General features: G+C 33.6%; 14 protein-coding genes. 4 read left to right on the top strand and 10 right to left on the bottom strand.

What is annotated here, in order from left to right; genetic code table 11:
- Positions 1–14 precede the first annotated feature (14 nt).
- Entirely contained in the window at positions 15–635 is a 621-nt protein-coding gene (locus tag BMX53_RS09335; protein WP_074745953.1) for an L-threonylcarbamoyladenylate synthase, read from the top strand.
- Between the two features lie 143 nt (positions 636–778).
- A complete protein-coding gene (sucC, locus tag BMX53_RS09330) occupies positions 779–1,972 on the top strand; it encodes an ADP-forming succinate--CoA ligase subunit beta (RefSeq protein WP_038987847.1) in 1,194 nt (397 codons plus the stop codon).
- Between the two features lie 123 nt (positions 1,973–2,095).
- Here sucC and BMX53_RS09325 read toward each other — a convergent pair whose 3' ends face one another.
- The 3 genes from BMX53_RS09325 to BMX53_RS09315 all read right to left on the bottom strand — a co-directional run bounded on the left by BMX53_RS09325 (position 2,096) and on the right by BMX53_RS09315 (position 5,878).
- Positions 2,096–2,536 (bottom strand): DUF1456 family protein, encoded by a 441-nt coding sequence (locus BMX53_RS09325; protein ID WP_074745951.1) that lies wholly within the window; start codon positions 2,534–2,536, stop codon positions 2,096–2,098.
- A gap of 32 nt (positions 2,537–2,568) precedes the next feature.
- Complete coding sequence (gene uvrB, locus BMX53_RS09320) at positions 2,569–4,554, bottom strand: excinuclease ABC subunit UvrB (RefSeq protein ID WP_074745949.1); 1,986 nt, start codon at positions 4,552–4,554, stop codon at positions 2,569–2,571.
- Between the two features lie 94 nt (positions 4,555–4,648).
- Positions 4,649–5,878, bottom strand: a complete 1,230-nt coding sequence (locus BMX53_RS09315) for an OmpA family protein (protein ID WP_038987878.1) — start codon at positions 5,876–5,878, stop codon at positions 4,649–4,651.
- A gap of 166 nt (positions 5,879–6,044) precedes the next feature.
- On the opposite strand from BMX53_RS09315, the gene BMX53_RS09310 reads away from it, so the two are divergent.
- Positions 6,045–6,470, top strand: a complete 426-nt coding sequence (locus tag BMX53_RS09310) for an NUDIX domain-containing protein (protein ID WP_063175878.1) — start codon at positions 6,045–6,047, stop codon at positions 6,468–6,470.
- A 21-nt stretch (positions 6,471–6,491) separates the two neighbouring features.
- On the opposite strand, the gene BMX53_RS09305 is transcribed toward BMX53_RS09310, so the two are convergent.
- The 7 genes from BMX53_RS09305 to BMX53_RS09275 form a co-directional block, all read right to left on the bottom strand.
- Positions 6,492–6,773 carry a DUF3817 domain-containing protein gene (locus tag BMX53_RS09305; RefSeq protein WP_038987843.1) on the bottom strand — a complete coding sequence of 94 codons (282 nt, stop codon included), beginning with the start codon at positions 6,771–6,773 and terminating at the stop codon, positions 6,492–6,494.
- 109 nt (positions 6,774–6,882) lie between these two features.
- A complete protein-coding gene (locus tag BMX53_RS09300; RefSeq protein ID WP_074745947.1) occupies positions 6,883–7,251 on the bottom strand; it encodes a hypothetical protein in 369 nt (122 codons plus the stop codon).
- A gap of 255 nt (positions 7,252–7,506) precedes the next feature.
- Positions 7,507–9,300, bottom strand: a complete 1,794-nt coding sequence (locus BMX53_RS09295) for an acyl-CoA dehydrogenase family protein (RefSeq protein ID WP_063175876.1) — start codon at positions 9,298–9,300, stop codon at positions 7,507–7,509.
- A gap of 30 nt (positions 9,301–9,330) precedes the next feature.
- A complete protein-coding gene (locus BMX53_RS09290; RefSeq protein ID WP_038987838.1) occupies positions 9,331–10,512 on the bottom strand; it encodes an acetyl-CoA C-acyltransferase in 1,182 nt (393 codons plus the stop codon).
- Between the two features lie 28 nt (positions 10,513–10,540).
- A complete protein-coding gene (locus BMX53_RS09285) occupies positions 10,541–12,946 on the bottom strand; it encodes a 3-hydroxyacyl-CoA dehydrogenase/enoyl-CoA hydratase family protein (RefSeq protein ID WP_074745946.1) in 2,406 nt (801 codons plus the stop codon).
- A 53-nt stretch (positions 12,947–12,999) separates the two neighbouring features.
- Complete coding sequence (locus tag BMX53_RS09280) at positions 13,000–13,437, bottom strand: MarR family winged helix-turn-helix transcriptional regulator (RefSeq protein ID WP_038987835.1); 438 nt, start codon at positions 13,435–13,437, stop codon at positions 13,000–13,002.
- An 88-nt stretch (positions 13,438–13,525) separates the two neighbouring features.
- Positions 13,526–15,301: an AMP-dependent synthetase/ligase gene (locus tag BMX53_RS09275; protein WP_038987833.1), complete on the bottom strand. Its 1,776-nt coding sequence runs from the start codon at positions 15,299–15,301 to the stop codon at positions 13,526–13,528.
- Between the two features lie 636 nt (positions 15,302–15,937).
- Between BMX53_RS09275 and BMX53_RS09270 the strand changes: the two genes are divergently transcribed.
- On the top strand, positions 15,938–17,863 hold the full coding sequence (locus BMX53_RS09270; RefSeq protein ID WP_074745944.1) for an LTA synthase family protein: 1,926 nt from the start codon (positions 15,938–15,940) through the stop codon (positions 17,861–17,863).
- The last annotated feature ends 143 nt before the right edge of the window (positions 17,864–18,006 follow it).

Here is an 18,006-nt window from a genome sequence, read left to right as displayed (position 1 = left end):
ATAATTATAAGAGTATGGCTCAGTTTATTAAGATCTATCCAGAGAATCCTAACGAGAAAGAGATAGATAAAGTAGTAAAGGTATTGAGAGATGGAGGATTAGTAATCTACCCAACGGATACTGTATATGGGTTAGGGTGTGATATCTCTAATTCAAAAGCGTTAGAGAAGATTGCGAAGATCAAAGGAATAAAACTAGAGAAAGCTAACTTTTCTTTTGTTTGTCATGACTTGAGCAATATCTCACACTATGTAAAACAAATAGATACTTCGACTTTTAAAATATTGAAAAAGGCTTTGCCTGGACCATATACATTTATCTTACCTGGTAATAATGATCTACCAAAGGATTTTAAAAAGAAAAAGACAGTTGGTATACGTGTGCCTGATAATAATATCGCGAGAGAGATTGTGAAGAAGTTGGGTAACCCTATTGTGTCAACTTCTATATATGATGAGGATGAAATACTAGAGTATACTACTGATCCAGAATTAATCTTCGAAAAGTGGCAAAATATTGTAGATGTGGTTATTGATGGTGGATATGGAACTAATGAAGCTTCGACAGTAATTGACTTGTCAGGTGACGAGCCAGAACTTATAAGAGAAGGAAAAGGGGATACTGATATCTTCTAAAAGATTGAAATAAGATTACGAATTAAATAATTAACATGGTTAATTTACAGTTACAAGGGATATAACCTTAATTAAATTAGGGATTTTCAAACTGAATTGTTATTTTTGTAACTGTTTATATTAAAAGCTAAACGTATCACACTATGAATTTACATGAATTTCAAGGTAAAGAAATATTAGCTAGCTACGGTGTAAGAGTACAACGTGGATTAGTAGCTAACAACGCGGAAGAAGCAGTTGAAAAAGCAAAACAACTTACAGAAGAAACTGGAACAAGTTGGTATGTAATTAAAGCTCAAATCCATGCAGGAGGAAGAGGTAAAGGAGGAGGAGTTAAGTTGGCTAAAAACTTAGACGAAGTAAAAACAATCGCTGGTAACATTATCGGTATGGATTTAATTACTCCACAAACTCCACCAGAAGGTAAAAAAGTTAACCGTGTTTTAGTAGCAGAAGATGTTTACTATCCAGGAGAAAGCGAAACTAACGAGTTCTACATGTCTGTATTACTTGATAGAGCTAAAGGACGTAACATGATTATGTATTCTACTGAAGGTGGTATGGATATCGAAGAAGTTGCTGAACACACTCCACACTTAATCTTTAAAGAAGAGATTGATCCTGCTGTAGGATTACAAGGATTCCAAGCTAGAAGAATTGCTTTTAACTTAGGATTATCTGGAAACGCTTTCAAAGAAATGGTTAAGTTCGTAGATGCTTTATACAGAGCATACATTGGAAGTGATTCTTCAATGTTCGAAATCAACCCTGTGTTAAAAACTTCAGATGATAAAATTTTAGCTGTTGATGCAAAAGTTACTTTAGATGACAACGCATTATACAGACAAAAAACTTATGCTGAATACAGAGACGTAACTGAAGAGAGACCAATCGAAGTAGAAGCTAAAGAGGCTGGATTAAACTATGTTGATTTAGATGGTACTGTAGGATGTATGGTTAACGGTGCTGGATTAGCAATGGCTACTATGGATTTAATTAAGTATGCTGGTTTCGAACCTGCAAACTTCTTAGACGTAGGAGGAACTGCTGATGCTAAACGTGTTGAAATCGCTTTCCGTATTATCTTAAAAGATCCTAACGTAAAAGCTATTTTAATTAACATCTTCGGAGGTATCGTTCGTTGTGACCGTGTTGCTCAAGGTGTTGTTGACGCTTACAAAAACATGGGTGACGATATTAAAGTGCCAATCATCGTTCGTTTACAAGGAACTAACGCTGAATTAGCTAAAGAAATTATCGATCAATCAGGTATGCCAATCTTATCTGCTATCGCTTTCCAAGAAGCTGCAGACCAGGTTAAAGTTGCATTATCATAATTGATTTAAAGTCATAAATAAGAAGGCTAGCTCTATATAGAGCTAGCCTTTTTTAATTATAGTTACTTCAGGTATTTCAGTTGCAGGTATAAAAAAAGCTATTCAAAAAGAATAGCTTTTGTTTTATTTTGATTTTTTACCATTGTTGAATTTGATTCCAGCTAATGGTGATTTTGTTACTGTTTTCTTTGTAGTGTTTTTTTTCTTATTATCCACTGCTTTATTGTCTTTAAACTTGCTAACAGGCTTTGTGTTAGGTTTGTTCTTTTTGTCTGCTCCTTGCTCTTTAAAAGGCTTAACATCAGCTTTGTTAGCAGCAAGTACTTCTAATGGGTTTTTAGGAGCTTCTTTTGTTCCTCTTAAATGAATAACTAATCCATTTAGGAAATTTCTCAATACTTGATCACCACATTCTACGAACTTAGGGTGTTCTGCATTTCTAAAGAAATTACCTATTTCTCCTTTTGAAATTCTAAAATCAACTAGTTCTAAAATTTCTACTATTTGATCGTCGCGTAATTGTAAAGCAACTCTCAGTTTCTTTAATATATCGTTATTGTTCATTCTGATTCTTTGTACAAAGGTAATTAAATTTTCTACAGTTTATCTTTTAAAGCTTTTATTTCGTCTCTTAAACGTGCTGCATTAATGAAATCTAAATCTTTAGCAGCCTTTTCCATTTCTTTTCTCTTAGTACGAATGATCTTTTCTATATCACCTTTAGTTTTGTATTTTAATGTTTCTTCAGCTGCTTGCATGATAGATTCTTTCTGTATGTCTTCATAAGATGCTTTGACTAATTCACTAGATATCTTTTTAACGATAGCAGTAGGAGTCATGTTGTGCTTCTTGTTATAGTTCATCTGCTTTTCACGTCTATAGTTTGTTTCGTCAATAGTACGTTGCATACTTGCTGTAATCTTATCAGCATACATGATAGCTTTACCATTAACGTTTCTAGCGGCTCTTCCTACGGTCTGAGTTAAAGATCTATGACTTCTTAAAAAACCTTCTTTATCTGCATCTAAAATCGCTACAAGTGATACTTCAGGTAAGTCTAGTCCTTCTCTTAAAAGGTTTACACCAATTAATACATCAAATAATCCTTTACGCAAGTCTTGCATAATCTCCACACGTTCTAATGTGTCAACATCAGAGTGAATATATCTACAGCGAATACCTACACGAGTAAAGTACTTAGCTAGTTCCTCAGCCATTCTTTTGGTAAGGGTGGTTACTAGTATTCTTTCGTCTTTTTCTACTCGTGAATGAATTTCTTCTATTAAATCGTCTATTTGGTTCTCTGTTGGTTTGATTTCGATGATTGGGTCAAGTAGACCTGTTGGACGTATTAATTGCTCTACATATATACCTTCAGACTTTTGTAATTCGTAGTCAGCTGGCGTTGCAGATACATAAACCACTTGATTTTGCATTGCTTCAAATTCTTCAAATTTTAAAGGTCTATTATCTAGAGCAGCCGGAAGTCTAAAACCGTATTCGACTAAGTTTTCTTTACGAGATCTATCTCCTCCATACATAGCGTGAACTTGAGATACTGTTACATGACTCTCATCAATAACCATAAGATAGTCATCTGGGAAATAATCAATCAGACAGAATGGACGTGTACCTTGTTCTCGACCATCTAAATAACGTGAGTAGTTTTCTATTCCTGAACAATATCCTAGTTCTCTAATCATTTCAAGATCAAAGTTTGTACGTTCTTCAAGACGTTTTGCTTCTAAGTGTTTTCCAATTTCTTTAAAGTAATCCACTTGTTTAACAAGGTCTTGTTGAATCTCCCAAATGGCTCTTTGTAACACATCAGGAGAGGTTACAAACATATTGGCTGGGTATATAGTAAGATTAGTGTACTTTTCAATAACAGCGGATGTAGAAGGGTTAAATACTTCTATATCTTCTATTTCATCACCAAAGAAATGTATTCTAAAAGGATTGTCTGCATAGCTAGGGAATACTTCTACTGTATCGCCTTTAATTCTGAATGTACCAGGAGTAAATTCTACCTCTGTACGTGCATATAAACTTTGTACTAATCGATGTAGTAGTTTAGTTCTACTAATTTGTTGATCAAGTTCTAATGCAATAACGTTCTTTTGAAATTCCACAGGGTTACCAATACCATATAGACATGATACAGATGCTACTACTATGATGTCTCTTCTACCAGATAATAGGGCAGAAGTAGTGCTTAGTCTCATCTTTTCTAATTCTTCATTGATAGATAAGTCTTTTTCAATATAAGTACCCGTTACAGGGATAAAAGCTTCTGGTTGGTAGTAATCATAATAAGAAACAAAATATTCTACAGCATTATTAGGAAAGAAGCTTTTAAACTCAGTATATAACTGCGCTGCTAGGGTTTTATTGTGTGCTAATATAAGGGTAGGTCTGTTAACTTCTTGAATAACATTAGCAACTGTAAATGTTTTTCCAGAACCAGTAACTCCAACTAGTGTTTGATATTTTTCATCTGCATTGATCCCTTCCGCAAGCTTTTTAATAGCTTCTGGCTGATCTCCTGTTGGACTATATTCTGAATTAAGTTTAAATTTCATAGTTGTTTAATAAATAATACAAAGTTACTTATTAAAAACAAAAAAAGCGCAAGAATAATCTTGCGCTTTAATATGATTAGATTGAATTCTAAAATTAGTTAATTTTGAATACAACTTTTCTTGCAATTCTACGAGCTGCAGCTGAATCTTTAGAAACTGCGTCATCGATTCCGTTTCCTTTAGCAGAAACTTTAGAAGCGTCAACACCAGATTTAACTAAGATATCTTTAACTGACTTAGCACGTCTTTCTGATAATTTGTTGTTGTAAGATTTGTTACCTACAGCGTCAGCATATCCGATAACTTCTACAGAAGCACCTGGGTTAGCTTTCATATAGTTAACGATGAAGTTGATTCCGTCAACGTTTGATGGTTGAGATTTATCAAAATCAAAGTAAGCAGCAACGTATCCTTTGTTGATTAATTCTTTAATCATGTTAGAATCTCCAGAAGCAACTGCTTTTTCTGGTTGGTTACCATATTTCTCAGCGATGAAAGCTTCGATGTTATCAGCGATACCGTTGTTGTTTTTATCGATATTTCTACCTCTAGAATCAACTAAAGCACCAGCTGGAGTGTTAGGCTCTAAATCTAAGTAATCAGCTACACCGTCTCCATCAGAGTCAACAAGCATACCTTCGATTTTACCAACTCTTCCTTCTAATTCAGCTAACATTTTGTTATCTTCTTCAGCTTCAACATACCAGTCAGCGTGTTGAGCGTTTTTACCTAAGTAAATAGATACTCCAACAGAAGCATTGAACATAGTTCCTTGAGCAATAGAACGTCCAGTTGTACCTCTACCATCCCAAGTTCTGTTTTGTTCTAAACTTTGAATAACTGTGAAGTCAGCGTTTAAAGCTACACGTGGGTGTACTTTTACTTGACCAGTTAATCCAGCCATTAAGTGTCCCATGTTGTCAGTTCCGTTGAATGCGTCTCCGTTCATCCAAGAGTAACCTCCCCCTGCGTGAGCTTGTACGTTTAATACTTTAGTCCAAGTTTCGAAGTTTAAAAGTCTTCCCACGTTAACAACCCCTTCTAAGCTTGTTCTGTAGTGGTTAGTGTTTAAATCTTGGTCATTAACCCAGTTATCAAGTTTGTCATAACCAAACGAAGCTTTAATACCAAACTTGTTGTTTAAGTTGTAACGAACACCTCCATCTAAGTGTAGGTTTTTGAAAGTTTCTGCAGCGTTTCCATTTCTAGCTGGTTTCGCAAATCCTCCATTTAAGTCAACAGACCATTTGTTGTAAGGACTTTGAGCATGAACAGCACCAAAAGCTAATACAGAAGCCAATAACGGTAATGTTAATTTTTTCATAGTTGTCTTTTTAATTTCCATTAAATGTGATCAAATTAAATCACATTTTTTTACTAATCGCTTATAAAGCAAATATAAGGCAAAGATTTATATTAGAAAGCTAAAATGTTCTTTTTTTGAAAAAAGGTGTATTTTATTTACATTTGTTGACTTAAAGATATATAATATGGGATATATTTCGAAGATATTCGTTACTGTTGATGTGGTTTTGTTTAAAAAATATGCAGACTTTTTGCATATTTTATTAATAAAACGTAAAAATGAACCATTTCGCGATTATTGGGCTTTACCTGGTGGTTTTGTTGATGAAAATGAGGCTTTAGAAGTAGCAGCTAAACGCGAATTAAGTGAAGAAACGTCAATTAGTGTTGAAGAGGTGACTCAAATTAAAGCTTATGGTAAGCCATTTAGAGATCCTAGATCACATATGGTTACTGTTGCTTTTTATGGTGAAGTAGGAGAGGAAGTGGTAGGTCAGGCAGCTGATGATGCTAAAGAGTTAAAGTGGTTTAGGATTGATGAATTACCTCCATTAGCATTTGATCATTTGGATATTGTGCGTGATGCAATCGATTTAAAAACAAAAAAGTAAGTCTATATAGACTTACTTTTTTTATGCTTTACTTTCAAGTAGTTTTTTTTCCATAACAAATGTACCGAATGGGATAACTGAAGCAATACATATTAATCCGTATTTTTTCCAACTCCATTTTTCGTCATTTTTAAGTACTGTTGCCATTACTATATATAGTATAAATAGTACTCCATGAGCCATACCTACTTTACTTACCATTTCTGGTTTGTCTAACCAGTATTTTAAAGGCATAGCGATAAACAAAAGAACAAGAAGTGAAATACCTTCAAGGAGTGCAATAAATTTAAATGTCTTTAGCATCTTGATTTAAATTAGAAGTTTTAAGTATGCTAATATAGTTGTAATATGAAAATAAAAAAAGCCTAACAGTAATTCTGATAGGCTTTTATGTTATGATTAACATTTTCAATTAGAAAGCTAATAAACGAGCATTGTAGTCTCTTAAGTCTTCTAGATTGTGTTTGTTATTAATGTCTTTATATAAAGATAATAAGTACTGTAAGCTTTCGATATCATTTTTAGCTTCTTGCTCTGTTGCAGTAGCTCCTTCTTCATCTTCGATTGGCTCATCAGATGGGATAGCAATTAAAAACGCATTGTTGTTTAGGATGTGTTCGTAAGCTAAACGAATAGACTTAACTAAAACAGGTTTCTCTTCTAATAGAGCAAATTCTCTAAGTTTTTGTAAATCTGCTACAATGTTTTCTACAACAAGACCATCAGAGATTAAATCTGACTGGATCTTTTTAATCAATTTTAAAGCATTTGCGTTTTCCACAGTAAATATCTTTTAAGTATCAAAAAATTATGGTGCAAAAGTAATCTTTTTAGATGATTATAGTGAAATAAAAGATGAATTATTTTGTAATAATTTGCGTAAATAATTGATTTTTAGTTTTTTATTCTGTTTTTAATTCTTGTTTCAGTAAGATTATAGTGAGATAAGAGTAAGGTTAAAATAAAAAACCGCCCTTTTCCGAAGAAAAGAAGCGGTTTTTTTCAAACAAACTAAACCAAATTGTTTGTATCCTTATTAGAATACATATTCGTTAGACTCTACCAATTTCGTTGCAATAGTTTCTCTAAGTGCATTAATATTTGGTAGGTTTACATATTTTGTAAATCTGCGTAGTCCCATTAACATCACACGTTGTTCGTCACCTTCTGCAAAAGAAGCAATACCTTCTTTACCTTTTGCACCGATGATATCTACAGCGTGGTATAAGTATAACTGAGCCATAGCGATTTGTTCTTTAATATTTTCTTCTCCTTTTAACTTCGCTAATTTCTCAGTTCTAAGGATAGCACTTTCTGCCATATAGATTTCGATTAGCATATCAGAAGCAGCCATTAATAATGCTTGGTGTTTTTCTAAGTCTGGTCCGAATTTTTGAACAGCACTACCAGCTACCATTAAGAAAGCTTGTTTTAGTTTACTAACCATTTCTTTTTCTTCAGAGAATAGTTCAGAGTAGTCAGGAACATCAAAGCTTGGAATACTCATTAATTCATCAGCAACCTTCATTGCAGGTCCTAATAAATCTACGTGTCCTTTCATTGCTTTTTTGATTAACATTCCTACTGTAAGCATACGGTTAATCTCATTAGTACCTTCATAGATACGAGAAATACGAGCATCTCTCCATGCACTTTCCATTGGAGTATCTTCTGAGAATCCCATACCACCAAAGATTTGGATACCTTCATCAGCACATGCTTGTACGTCTTCAGATACCGCAACCTTAAGGATAGAACATTCGATAGCGAACTCTTCTACACCTTTTAATTCAGCTTCTTGGTGTGTATTTCCTTCAGCAATACGTTGGTTAATTCTCTCTTCAATAGAAGCAGCAGCTCTGTATGAAGCAGCTTCACCAACATAAGCATTAGTAGCCATCTCAGCTAATTTAGTACGGATAGCACCAAAAGAAGAGATAGGTGTTTTAAACTGGATACGCTCATTAGCATATTTTACTGATTGAGAGATTAAGCGACGTTGTGAATCTAAACAAGCTGCAGCTAATTTGATACGTCCAACGTTTAATGCGTTCATTGCAATCTTGAAACCATTACCTCTCTCAGATAACATATTCTCAACAGGAACTTTAGTTTCGCTAAAGAATACTTGACGAGTAGAAGAAGCTCTAATACCTAATTTGTGCTCTTCTTCTCCTAATGTAATTCCGTTGCTTGGATCGTTTTCTACGATAAATCCAGTGATGTTTTTATCATCCTCGATACGAGCAAATACGATAAATACATTACAGAACCCTGCGTTAGAGATCCACATTTTTTGTCCAGTGATAGAGTAGTGGCTACCATCAGCTGATAATACAGCTTTAGTTTTTCCAGAATTAGCATCAGATCCTGCGTCTGGCTCTGTTAAACAGTAAGCACCGAACCACTCACCAGAAGCTAATTTAGGAACGTATTTTTTCTTTTGTTCTTCGTTACCATATAATGTAATAGGCATTGTACCAATACCAGTATGAGCACCAAATGCAGTAGAGAAAGATCCAGTAGCTCCAGAGATATAATCACAAACTAACATAGTAGAGATGAATCCCATCTCTAATCCTCCATAAGCCTCAGGAACAGCTACACCTAATAATCCAAGTTCTCCTGCCTTACGCATAGAAGCTTCAGTAAAAGCGTAATCTTTTTTCTCAAAGCGTTCTTTGTTTGGCCATATTTCTTTGTCGATGAATTCTTTTACAGAATCACGCATCATGATTTGCTCTTCAGTGAAATCTTCAGGAGTAAATACATTTTCGTATTTAGTTTCTTTTACTAAGAATTGCCCTCCTCTTGTGATATCTTTACTCATAATATATTTCTTTTTTTATTGGTTTATAGCTTATAATAATTCATAGATTCCAGCAGCACCTTGTCCTGTACCCACACACATTGTTACCATTCCGTATTTAGAACCTCTGCGTTTCATCTCATCAAATAATTGTACTGAAAGTTTAGCACCTGTACATCCAAGAGGGTGTCCTAAAGCAATAGCTCCACCGTTTACGTTTACGATATCAGGATTGATGCCCAACTCTCTGATTACAGCTAATGACTGAGAAGCAAAAGCCTCGTTTAATTCAAATAAGTCGATATCTTTAAGTTGTAATCCAGCTTGTTTTAACGCTTTCGGAATAGCTTTAACTGGCCCAATACCCATGATACGTGGCTCAACTCCCGCAGCAGCATAGTTTACCATACGAGCAATTGGCTCTATGTTTAACTCTTTTACCATTTCTTCTGACATAACCATAACAAAGGCAGCTCCATCGCTCATTTGAGAAGAGTTACCTGCAGTTACAGATCCATCAGCAGCGAATACTGGTCTTAGCTTATTTAAAGCCTCAATAGAAGTTCCAGCTCTTGGACCTTCGTCCTTAGTTACTGTATATGATTTACTATCTTTTTTCCCTTTTTCATTAATGAATACTTCATTGATGGTAATAGGAACGATTTGATTGTCAAATTTACCTTCAGCTTGTGCTTTTAACGCTTTCATATGTGAGTTATAAGCAAACTCATCTTGATCTTCACGAGAGATTACAAATTGGTTAGCTACCGCCTCAGCAGTAAGTCCCATTCCCCAGTAATAATCTTCATGTCCTTCTTTAGCTACTCCATAATCAGGAGTTGGTTTATAACCACCCATCGGAATGTAGCTCATACTCTCAGCACCACCAGCGATAATACAATCAGCCATACCAGCTTGTATCTTAGCTACAGCCATACCGATAGTCTCTATACCAGAAGCACAGTATCTGTTAACTGTTACACCAGGTACATCATCTACTTTTAATCCCATAAGAGAAATTAAACGTCCCATATTTAACCCTTGTTCTGCTTCAGGCATTGCATTTCCTACCATCACATCATCAATACGTGATTTATCGAATTCAGGTAGTTTACTCATTAAGTATTCAATAGTCTCAGCAGCAAGCTCGTCAGGTCTTTTAAATCTGAATACTCCTTTAGGAGCTTTACCTACAGCTGTTCTATATCCTTGTACTATATATGCAGTTTTCATATTCTTTGTCGTTTTAATTGGTTAAAGATTAGTTTCTTAATGGTTTACCATTTTTCAACATGTATTGTACTCTTTCCAGAGTTTTGCGCTCACCACATAATGATAAGAATGCTTCTCTTTCTAAGTCAAGTAAATATTGCTCAGTCACTAATGTAGCTTCTGATAAATCTCCACCAGCCATAACGTAAGCTAACTTATTAGCAATCTTACGATCGTGTTCAGAGATATATTTACCAGCCATCATACTATCTGTACCTACTAAGAACATACCTAAAGCTTGGCGACCTAATACTTTAATATCTTTGCGTTTAGCAGGTTGTGTATATCCAGCTTGTGCCAGTACTAAAGCTTCGCGTTTAGCTTGAGCTAATTGTAAGTCCTTATTAACTACTACTACGTCTTTACCTTTTTGTAATATATTTAAATCAAAAGCTTCTTGTGCAGATGTAGCTACTTTAGCCATACCTATAGTTAAGAAGTGCTCTTGTAATGTATTTAACTCTACATCATTTTTGCGGTATAAGTCAGATGCTCTTACTGTCATCTCTTTAGAACCACCACCACCAGGGATAAGTCCTACACCGAACTCTACTAATCCGATATATGTTTCTGCAGCAGCAACTACTTTATCAGCATGTAAGCTCAACTCACATCCACCTCCGAAAGTCATACCATGAGGAGCAGCTACAACTGGAATACCAGAGTAACGCATTTTCATCATTGTATCTTGGAATGTTTTAATCGCAATGTTTAGCTCGTCCCAATCTTGCTCAGCAGCCATCATGAATATCATCATAAGATTAGCTCCTACAGAGAAGTTGCTACCTTGGTTACCTACTACAAGTCCTTGGAAGTCTTTCTCAGCGATTTCAACCGCTTTGTTTAATCCTGCTAAAACACCACCACCGATTGTATTCATTTTAGAGTGGAACTCTAAGTTTACGATACCATCTCCTAAGTCGATTAATGAAGCTTCACTATTACCCCATACTTTATTAGTTGTTCTAATATTGTCTAAGATGATGAATGCATCTTGTCCAGGAATAGCTTCAAATGTTTTAGAGTTTTGGTTGTAGAATAATTTTTTACCGTTCTCTACTTTATAGAAACTCTTCTCTCCAGAAGCAGCGAGTTCTTTAACCCAATCAGCTACAGTGTAACCTTCTTTTTCGATTAATGCAATACCTTTCTCAAGACCAACTAAATCCCAAGTTTGGAAAGGTCCATATTTCCATGCATACCCTGTACGCATAGCATCATCGATAGGGAATAGGGTATCTGTAATTTCTGGAACACGTTGTGAAACGTATGCAAATAGAGAAGCGAAGTGTTTTCTGATTAATTCACCAGCTTTTGTTTGATCTGCTAATAGTAAAGCAAGTTTAGCTTTAGTACCACCAGCTTGTTTTGCAGTTTCTAAAACAGCTATTTTAGCACGTTCTAATGGGCGGTATTCTAACTTCTCTAAGTCTAAAGCATAGCGATTAGTTTTACCTTCTTTGTCTACTTCTTTATAATAGAACCCTTTTCTTGATTTATCACCTAAGAATTTGTTTTCTAATAAGAAGTTTAATGGTTTACTGTCTTTTACCTCCTGGATCATAGCGTCAGCAGGGCAGTTTTGTTTTAAACCATTAGTAACATTTATAGCAGTGTCAAGACCTACTAAGTCTCCTAACTTAAAAGTACCAGTCTTAGGACGACCTAAAATAGAACCTGTTAATGTATCAGCTTCTTCTATAGTTAATCCAATTTCTTGAGCTAATTGCATAACCATAGCCATAGAGTAAACTCCTACGCGGTTACCGATAAATCCTGGTGTGTCTTTACACAATACTGGAGTTTTACCTAAGTATAAGCTGCTGTATTTTTGGAAGAACTCGATAACCTCAGGTGCTGTTTGTGGCCCAGGGATTATTTCGAATAACTGTAAATATCTTGGAGGGTTGAAGAAGTGTGTTCCACAGAAGTGTTTTTGGAAATCTTCTGAACGACCTTCAACCATTAATTTCATTGGAATACCAGATGTGTTTGAAGTAATTAACGAACCTGGTTTTCTGTATTTCTCAATTTGTTCGAATACAGATTTTTTAATATCTAATCTTTCGATTACAACTTCGATTACCCAATCGCAATCTTTTATTTGTACTAAATCGTCTTCTATATTCCCAGTCGAAATGCGAGAAGCAAAAGCTTGAGAATAAATAGGAGCAGGTTTAGATTTAAGAGCATTGGCTAAATGTGTATTAGCTATTTTATTTCTAACGACTTTACTTTCTAAAGTAAGCCCTTTTTTTTCCTCTTCAGGAGTTAATTCTCTAGGTACAATGTCAAGAAGCAATACTTCTAGTCCGATATTAGCAAAGTGACATGCAATAGCAGATCCCATTACACCAGATCCTACTACCGCTACCTTTTTAATTATTCTTTTCATATTTATTGTTCTTTGGTTTAATACTATAATTACACTTTCTTAAGATACAAAAATTATTTGTCTTCGAATATACTTTTGTCATTGATTAACTGATTGATAACTTCAGTTACTTCCATAAAGTGTTGAATCTTTTCTTCTGATATTTGAGATCTGATTTTTTCGTTAAAGCGTTTTACTTTAGCTTTAGACAATTCTCGTTTTTCTAAGCCTAGAGGAGTTAGTTTTATAATTACACCACGACCATCATTAGGGTTTTTTTCACGAGTAATTAATTTATTTTCTTCTAACTTTTTTAGAGTACGAGTAAGACTAGTAGCTTCCATACCCATATTTGGACCTAGTAGAGTAGAAGGAGTTCCTTCTTTGTCTATACTTAAAAGTGCAAATGCTAAGGACATGGTAGCATCATATTTAGCAGCTTCTTCATTGTACATTCTAGCTACGGCTTGCCATGTTGCTCTTAGTATATAGTCAATTGTTGTGTTCTTCATATTGTTTTGAATAATTCAAATATAAAAAAAAATAGTATGCGTGCATACTATTTTTAAAATATTTATTCTTTAAATGTTTTTTTATTTTTTAAGATCTATATATTTTCTCGTATAAATCTTTATGTTTCTCTAAAATAATTTTTCTTCTCAATTTTAAAGTAGGAGTAAGGTGTTCACTGTCAATAGTCCATACGTCAGGAGTAAGTTCAAATTTTTTCACTTGTTCCCACTTACCAAATTTTTTATTTACAGTTTCTACTTCTTCAGCTATACGTTCGATAACTTTAGGGTTAGTCACGATTTCTTGATTAGTAGTACCAATGTCATAGCGTTTACGACGAGCCCATTCTTTAACGAAATCAAAATTGATTTGAATAAATGCAGCAGGCATTTTTTCTCCTTCACCGATAACCATTATTTGTTCTATGAAGCGAGATTGTTTCATCATATTTTCAATCATCTGTGGAGCTACGTATTTACCACCAGAAGTTTTAAACATCTCTTTTTTACGATCAGTAATATGTAAGAAACCATCTTCGTCTATCTTACCAATATCTTCAGTATGAAAGTAGCCGTCTTTGATTACACTGTTTGTTTTTTCTTCATCCTTGTAGTATCCTAACATAATGTTTGGTCCTTTGCAAAGAATTTCACCATCTTCAGCAATTTTAACCTCTACATTACTTAGTGGTCTACCTACAGTACCCATTCTAAGACCTCCATTTCTTTTGTCATTTACAGAGATAACAGGTGAAGTCTCAGTAAGACCATATCCTTCCATAACTGGTATTCCTGCAGCGTTAAATACTTTAGATAAGCGAGCTTGAAGTGGAGCACTACCAGATACTATAATTTTCATCTGTCCACCTAATCCTTCTTGCCATTTACTAAACACAAGTTTTCTAGCTATTCCTAATTGGAAGTTATAGAAGAAGCCTCTATTGTAAGGTTTGTATTGGAATCCAAGCTCTAAAGCCCAGAAGAAAATACGTTTTTTAATTCCAGTTAAAGCTGATCCAGTAGCGAAGATTTTATCATACACTTTCTCTAATAAACGAGGAACAACTGTCATGACATTAGGACTAACTTCTTTCAGATTATCTCCCATTTTATCAATAGACTCTGCGTAGTAGATTGATGTACCAGAGTACTGATAAAGATAGATTAGCATTCTTTCGAATACGTGACATAACGGTAGGAAACTTAGTGCTTTATAATGATCTTCACGACCAAATGGAACTCTCTCCCAGCTACCTAATACATTAGATAAGATATTGTTATGAGATAACATAACTCCTTTAGGTTTACCTGTAGTACCAGAAGTATAAATTAATGTTGCCAAGTGATCAGGAGTAATAGTAGCTTTAATCTTTTCTACTTCCTCTTGATTAGAATTATCTTGCCCTAACTCTAAAATTTCATCAAAAGTTTTACAACCTTCTATTTTATCAAAAGAACATATACCTTTTAATAGTGGTAATTGATCTTTAACGCTTATAAGTTTGTCATAAATTTCTTGGTCTGATACTACACAATACTTTGCTTCAGCATGACTAAGAATATATTGATAGTCTTCAGCCGAAATAGTAGGATAGACAGGTACATTCTGAGCACCTATTTGTAATATACCAATGTCTAATAGATTCCATTTAGTTTGGTTATTACTAGAGATAACAGCTATTTTATCATTCGCTTCTATACCTAAACGCAATAAGGCACGCGAAACCATGTTTGCTTTATCTATATACTCCTTAGAGGATGTTTTTTCCCATACTCCGTTTACTTTAGTAACTAAAGCGGCTTCCAGAGGAAAATGTTCATTCTGGAAATAAGGAATATCAAAAAGTCTTGTAGGATTTACCATGTTTACATTAATTAGCTAACGCAAAGTACAAAAAAAATATAAGATTTTCTGTATTTAGTGTGTACTTGGCAATTTTTATCTGTATTAATTGATATTATTGTAGTTGATTTTCTTCTAAATTACATTATTCGTTATTGTATGGATTATACTTATGAAGCTAAATGTAATTTATAATATATTGAAAATCACGTTTTATAAATATAACAAAAAAATAAATAACTACCTTTATATGAATAAAAAGAATATTTGTAATATCTGAATAAAATGAAAGCTTAACAGTTTTTCTTTTATGGGTATTTACCTGTTTTTATATTAGTTTATTCTAATTTATCTTTATGCACGGCTTCAAAGCTGTATGTCTTCATTGTTAATTAAGTTTTGAATGACTCCGCTGTGACTCCGTTATAAGTCCGCTGTAACTCCGTTAAATTAGTGGAAATAACGGCTTCACTACGGAAACAGTACATACTCTCTACTCTGTTATTTAATATGGACTAGATATAGATCAAGAATATATATAATGCGGATACTATATTATATGTAGGATGAATTTTTCAATTGATTTAAAATGCACTAAATGCTAGTACAATTCATCTTAGAAATGATTAAGTTTGTGTTTCTAAAAAAATACAACTTATGATTTCTAATCGTTATCGATTAAATGAAGTATTGGTATTGGGGTATAGACTGTTCTTAGCCTTTTTCTTTTATTTCATAGCTCGTACACTATTCTATTTTTACAATAGTGATTTATTAAATGTAGATTCTTTTGGTCAGTATTTAGAACTGTCATATCATGGTCTTACTTTTGATCGAATGGCTATTTTCTATGTCAATATATTATTTATATTGTTATCTATATTGCCACTTTTTATAAATACTAAAAAAGGGTATCAAAAGGTAGTCTTTTGGGTTTATATTATCCCCAATTTGATAGCATATTCGACTAACTTTATTGATTTTATTTATTATAGATTTATATATGCCCGTACTACTATTGCGGTATTTGATAGTTTAGAACATGAGTCTAATAAAGGGCAATTGTTTTTTAATTTCTTAGTTAATTATTGGCATGTGTTTTTATTGTGTATCGGGTTATGTATTGCCTGGATATACTTATATAAACGCGTGAAGTTTAGTAGACCAATAAAAGTTGAAGCAAAAAAATCGTATTGGTTATCTAGTGTTCTTATTATAGTTATTACAGGTGTTGGATTTGTAGCTGGAGTAAGAGGAGATCTAAAAAAATCGACACGTCCTTTAAATATTATAGACGCTAGTAGATATGTAGAAAAACCTGAGCATGCTGATATTGTATTAAATACTCCGTTTGCTATATTACGTACTATAGGTAAGACTAGTTTTAAGAAGGTAGATTATATGGATGATGCTACTCTTAATAAGTATGTGAGTGGTGTTAAACAATATAATACAAATGAACCTAGTACTCCTAATATTGTATTGTTTATTACAGAGAGTTATGGACGTGAATATATAGGAGCGTTTAACGAGGATATGAATATTAAGAACTACAAGAGTTATACGCCATTCTTAGATTCATTATCTCAGCATAGCTTGATATTCCCTAATGCATTTGCTAATGGATATAAATCTATACATGGTGTTTCATCTGTAGTAGCTGGTATTCCTTCATTTAAAGATGCATTTACATCATCACCATTCCCTAAACAAAAGATAGAATCTCTAGTATCTACATTAAAATCTAAAGGATATGATACTTCGTTCTTTCACGGAGCTCCTAATGGATCTATGGGATTCTTAGGCTTTGGTAATATCTTAGGTTATGATCATTATTATGGGAAGACTGAGTATAACAATGACGATGATTTTGATGGAACTTGGGGGATATGGGATGAACCGTTTTTTCAATATATGAAAAAGACTTTAAGTGAAAAGAAAGGACCTTTCTTCGCTACATTGTTCTCAGTATCTTCACATGAGCCATTTAATATCCCTGCTAAATATGAAGGTAAATTTCCTGTTGGTAATCAACCAATTCACAAGACAGTAGGATATACAGACTATGCATTTAAACGTTTCTTTGAAGAGAGTAGTAAAGAACCTTGGTTTAAGAATACAATTTTTATAATTACTGCAGATCATACTAATCAAATTGATTATGAAGAGTATGTGAAACTTGTTAACCGCACTGCTGTACCTATACTTATATATACTCCAGATGAGCGATTAAAGGGTGTTGATAAACGACTAGCTCAACAGATAGATATTTATCCTACTGTATTAGATTTGATCGGATATGATAAACCATTTAGAAGTTGGGGAAGAAGCTTGGTTAATGATACGATAACTAAACCGTTTACAATTAATTATGGTAGTAATGAGTATACATACCAAGAAGGTAATTATATTGTTCGATTTAATGGTAAGACAGTTACAGGATTTTATGATATTAATGATAAAGGATTAAAGACTAATCTTATCAGTAAGAAGAATAAAGAAATGGAAGAGATTGAGATGAAATGTAAAGCATTTGTACAAGATTACTTTGAACGTATTATAGATAAAAAATTAGATAAATAAGAATATGAAAAGCACCTTAATCAAGGTGCTTTTTTGTTTTTGGAATAATAGTAAAAAGAGAAGTGCTGAGCTCTGTTTTAATTGAGTTTATTTGGTTAAATTGTAAAATATTAAATATAATTACTTTTATTTTGAAATTTATT

It is taken from the genome of Myroides marinus (genome assembly GCF_900109075.1).
Classification (GTDB): domain Bacteria; phylum Bacteroidota; class Bacteroidia; order Flavobacteriales; family Flavobacteriaceae; genus Flavobacterium; species Flavobacterium marinum_A.
The sequence above is the reverse complement of the archived record's forward strand: the minus strand, read 5'-3'. Positions and strand labels throughout refer to the sequence as shown.

Coding starts and splice junctions, on each gene's coding strand:
- BMX53_RS09335 (WP_074745953.1), top strand. CDS start 15: ATGGCTCAGTTTATTAAGATCTATCCAGAGAATCCTAACGAGAAAGAG.
- sucC (WP_038987847.1), top strand. CDS start 779: ATGAATTTACATGAATTTCAAGGTAAAGAAATATTAGCTAGCTACGGT.
- BMX53_RS09325 (WP_074745951.1), bottom strand. CDS start 2,536: ATGAACAATAACGATATATTAAAGAAACTGAGAGTTGCTTTACAATTA.
- uvrB (WP_074745949.1), bottom strand. CDS start 4,554: ATGAAATTTAAACTTAATTCAGAATATAGTCCAACAGGAGATCAGCCA.
- BMX53_RS09315 (WP_038987878.1), bottom strand. CDS start 5,878: ATGAAAAAATTAACATTACCGTTATTGGCTTCTGTATTAGCTTTTGGT.
- BMX53_RS09310 (WP_063175878.1), top strand. CDS start 6,045: ATGGGATATATTTCGAAGATATTCGTTACTGTTGATGTGGTTTTGTTT.
- BMX53_RS09305 (WP_038987843.1), bottom strand. CDS start 6,773: ATGCTAAAGACATTTAAATTTATTGCACTCCTTGAAGGTATTTCACTT.
- BMX53_RS09295 (WP_063175876.1), bottom strand. CDS start 9,300: ATGAGTAAAGATATCACAAGAGGAGGGCAATTCTTAGTAAAAGAAACT.
- BMX53_RS09290 (WP_038987838.1), bottom strand. CDS start 10,512: ATGAAAACTGCATATATAGTACAAGGATATAGAACAGCTGTAGGTAAA.
- BMX53_RS09285 (WP_074745946.1), bottom strand. CDS start 12,946: ATGAAAAGAATAATTAAAAAGGTAGCGGTAGTAGGATCTGGTGTAATG.
- BMX53_RS09280 (WP_038987835.1), bottom strand. CDS start 13,437: ATGAAGAACACAACAATTGACTATATACTAAGAGCAACATGGCAAGCC.
- BMX53_RS09275 (WP_038987833.1), bottom strand. CDS start 15,301: ATGGTAAATCCTACAAGACTTTTTGATATTCCTTATTTCCAGAATGAA.
- BMX53_RS09270 (WP_074745944.1), top strand. CDS start 15,938: ATGATTTCTAATCGTTATCGATTAAATGAAGTATTGGTATTGGGGTAT.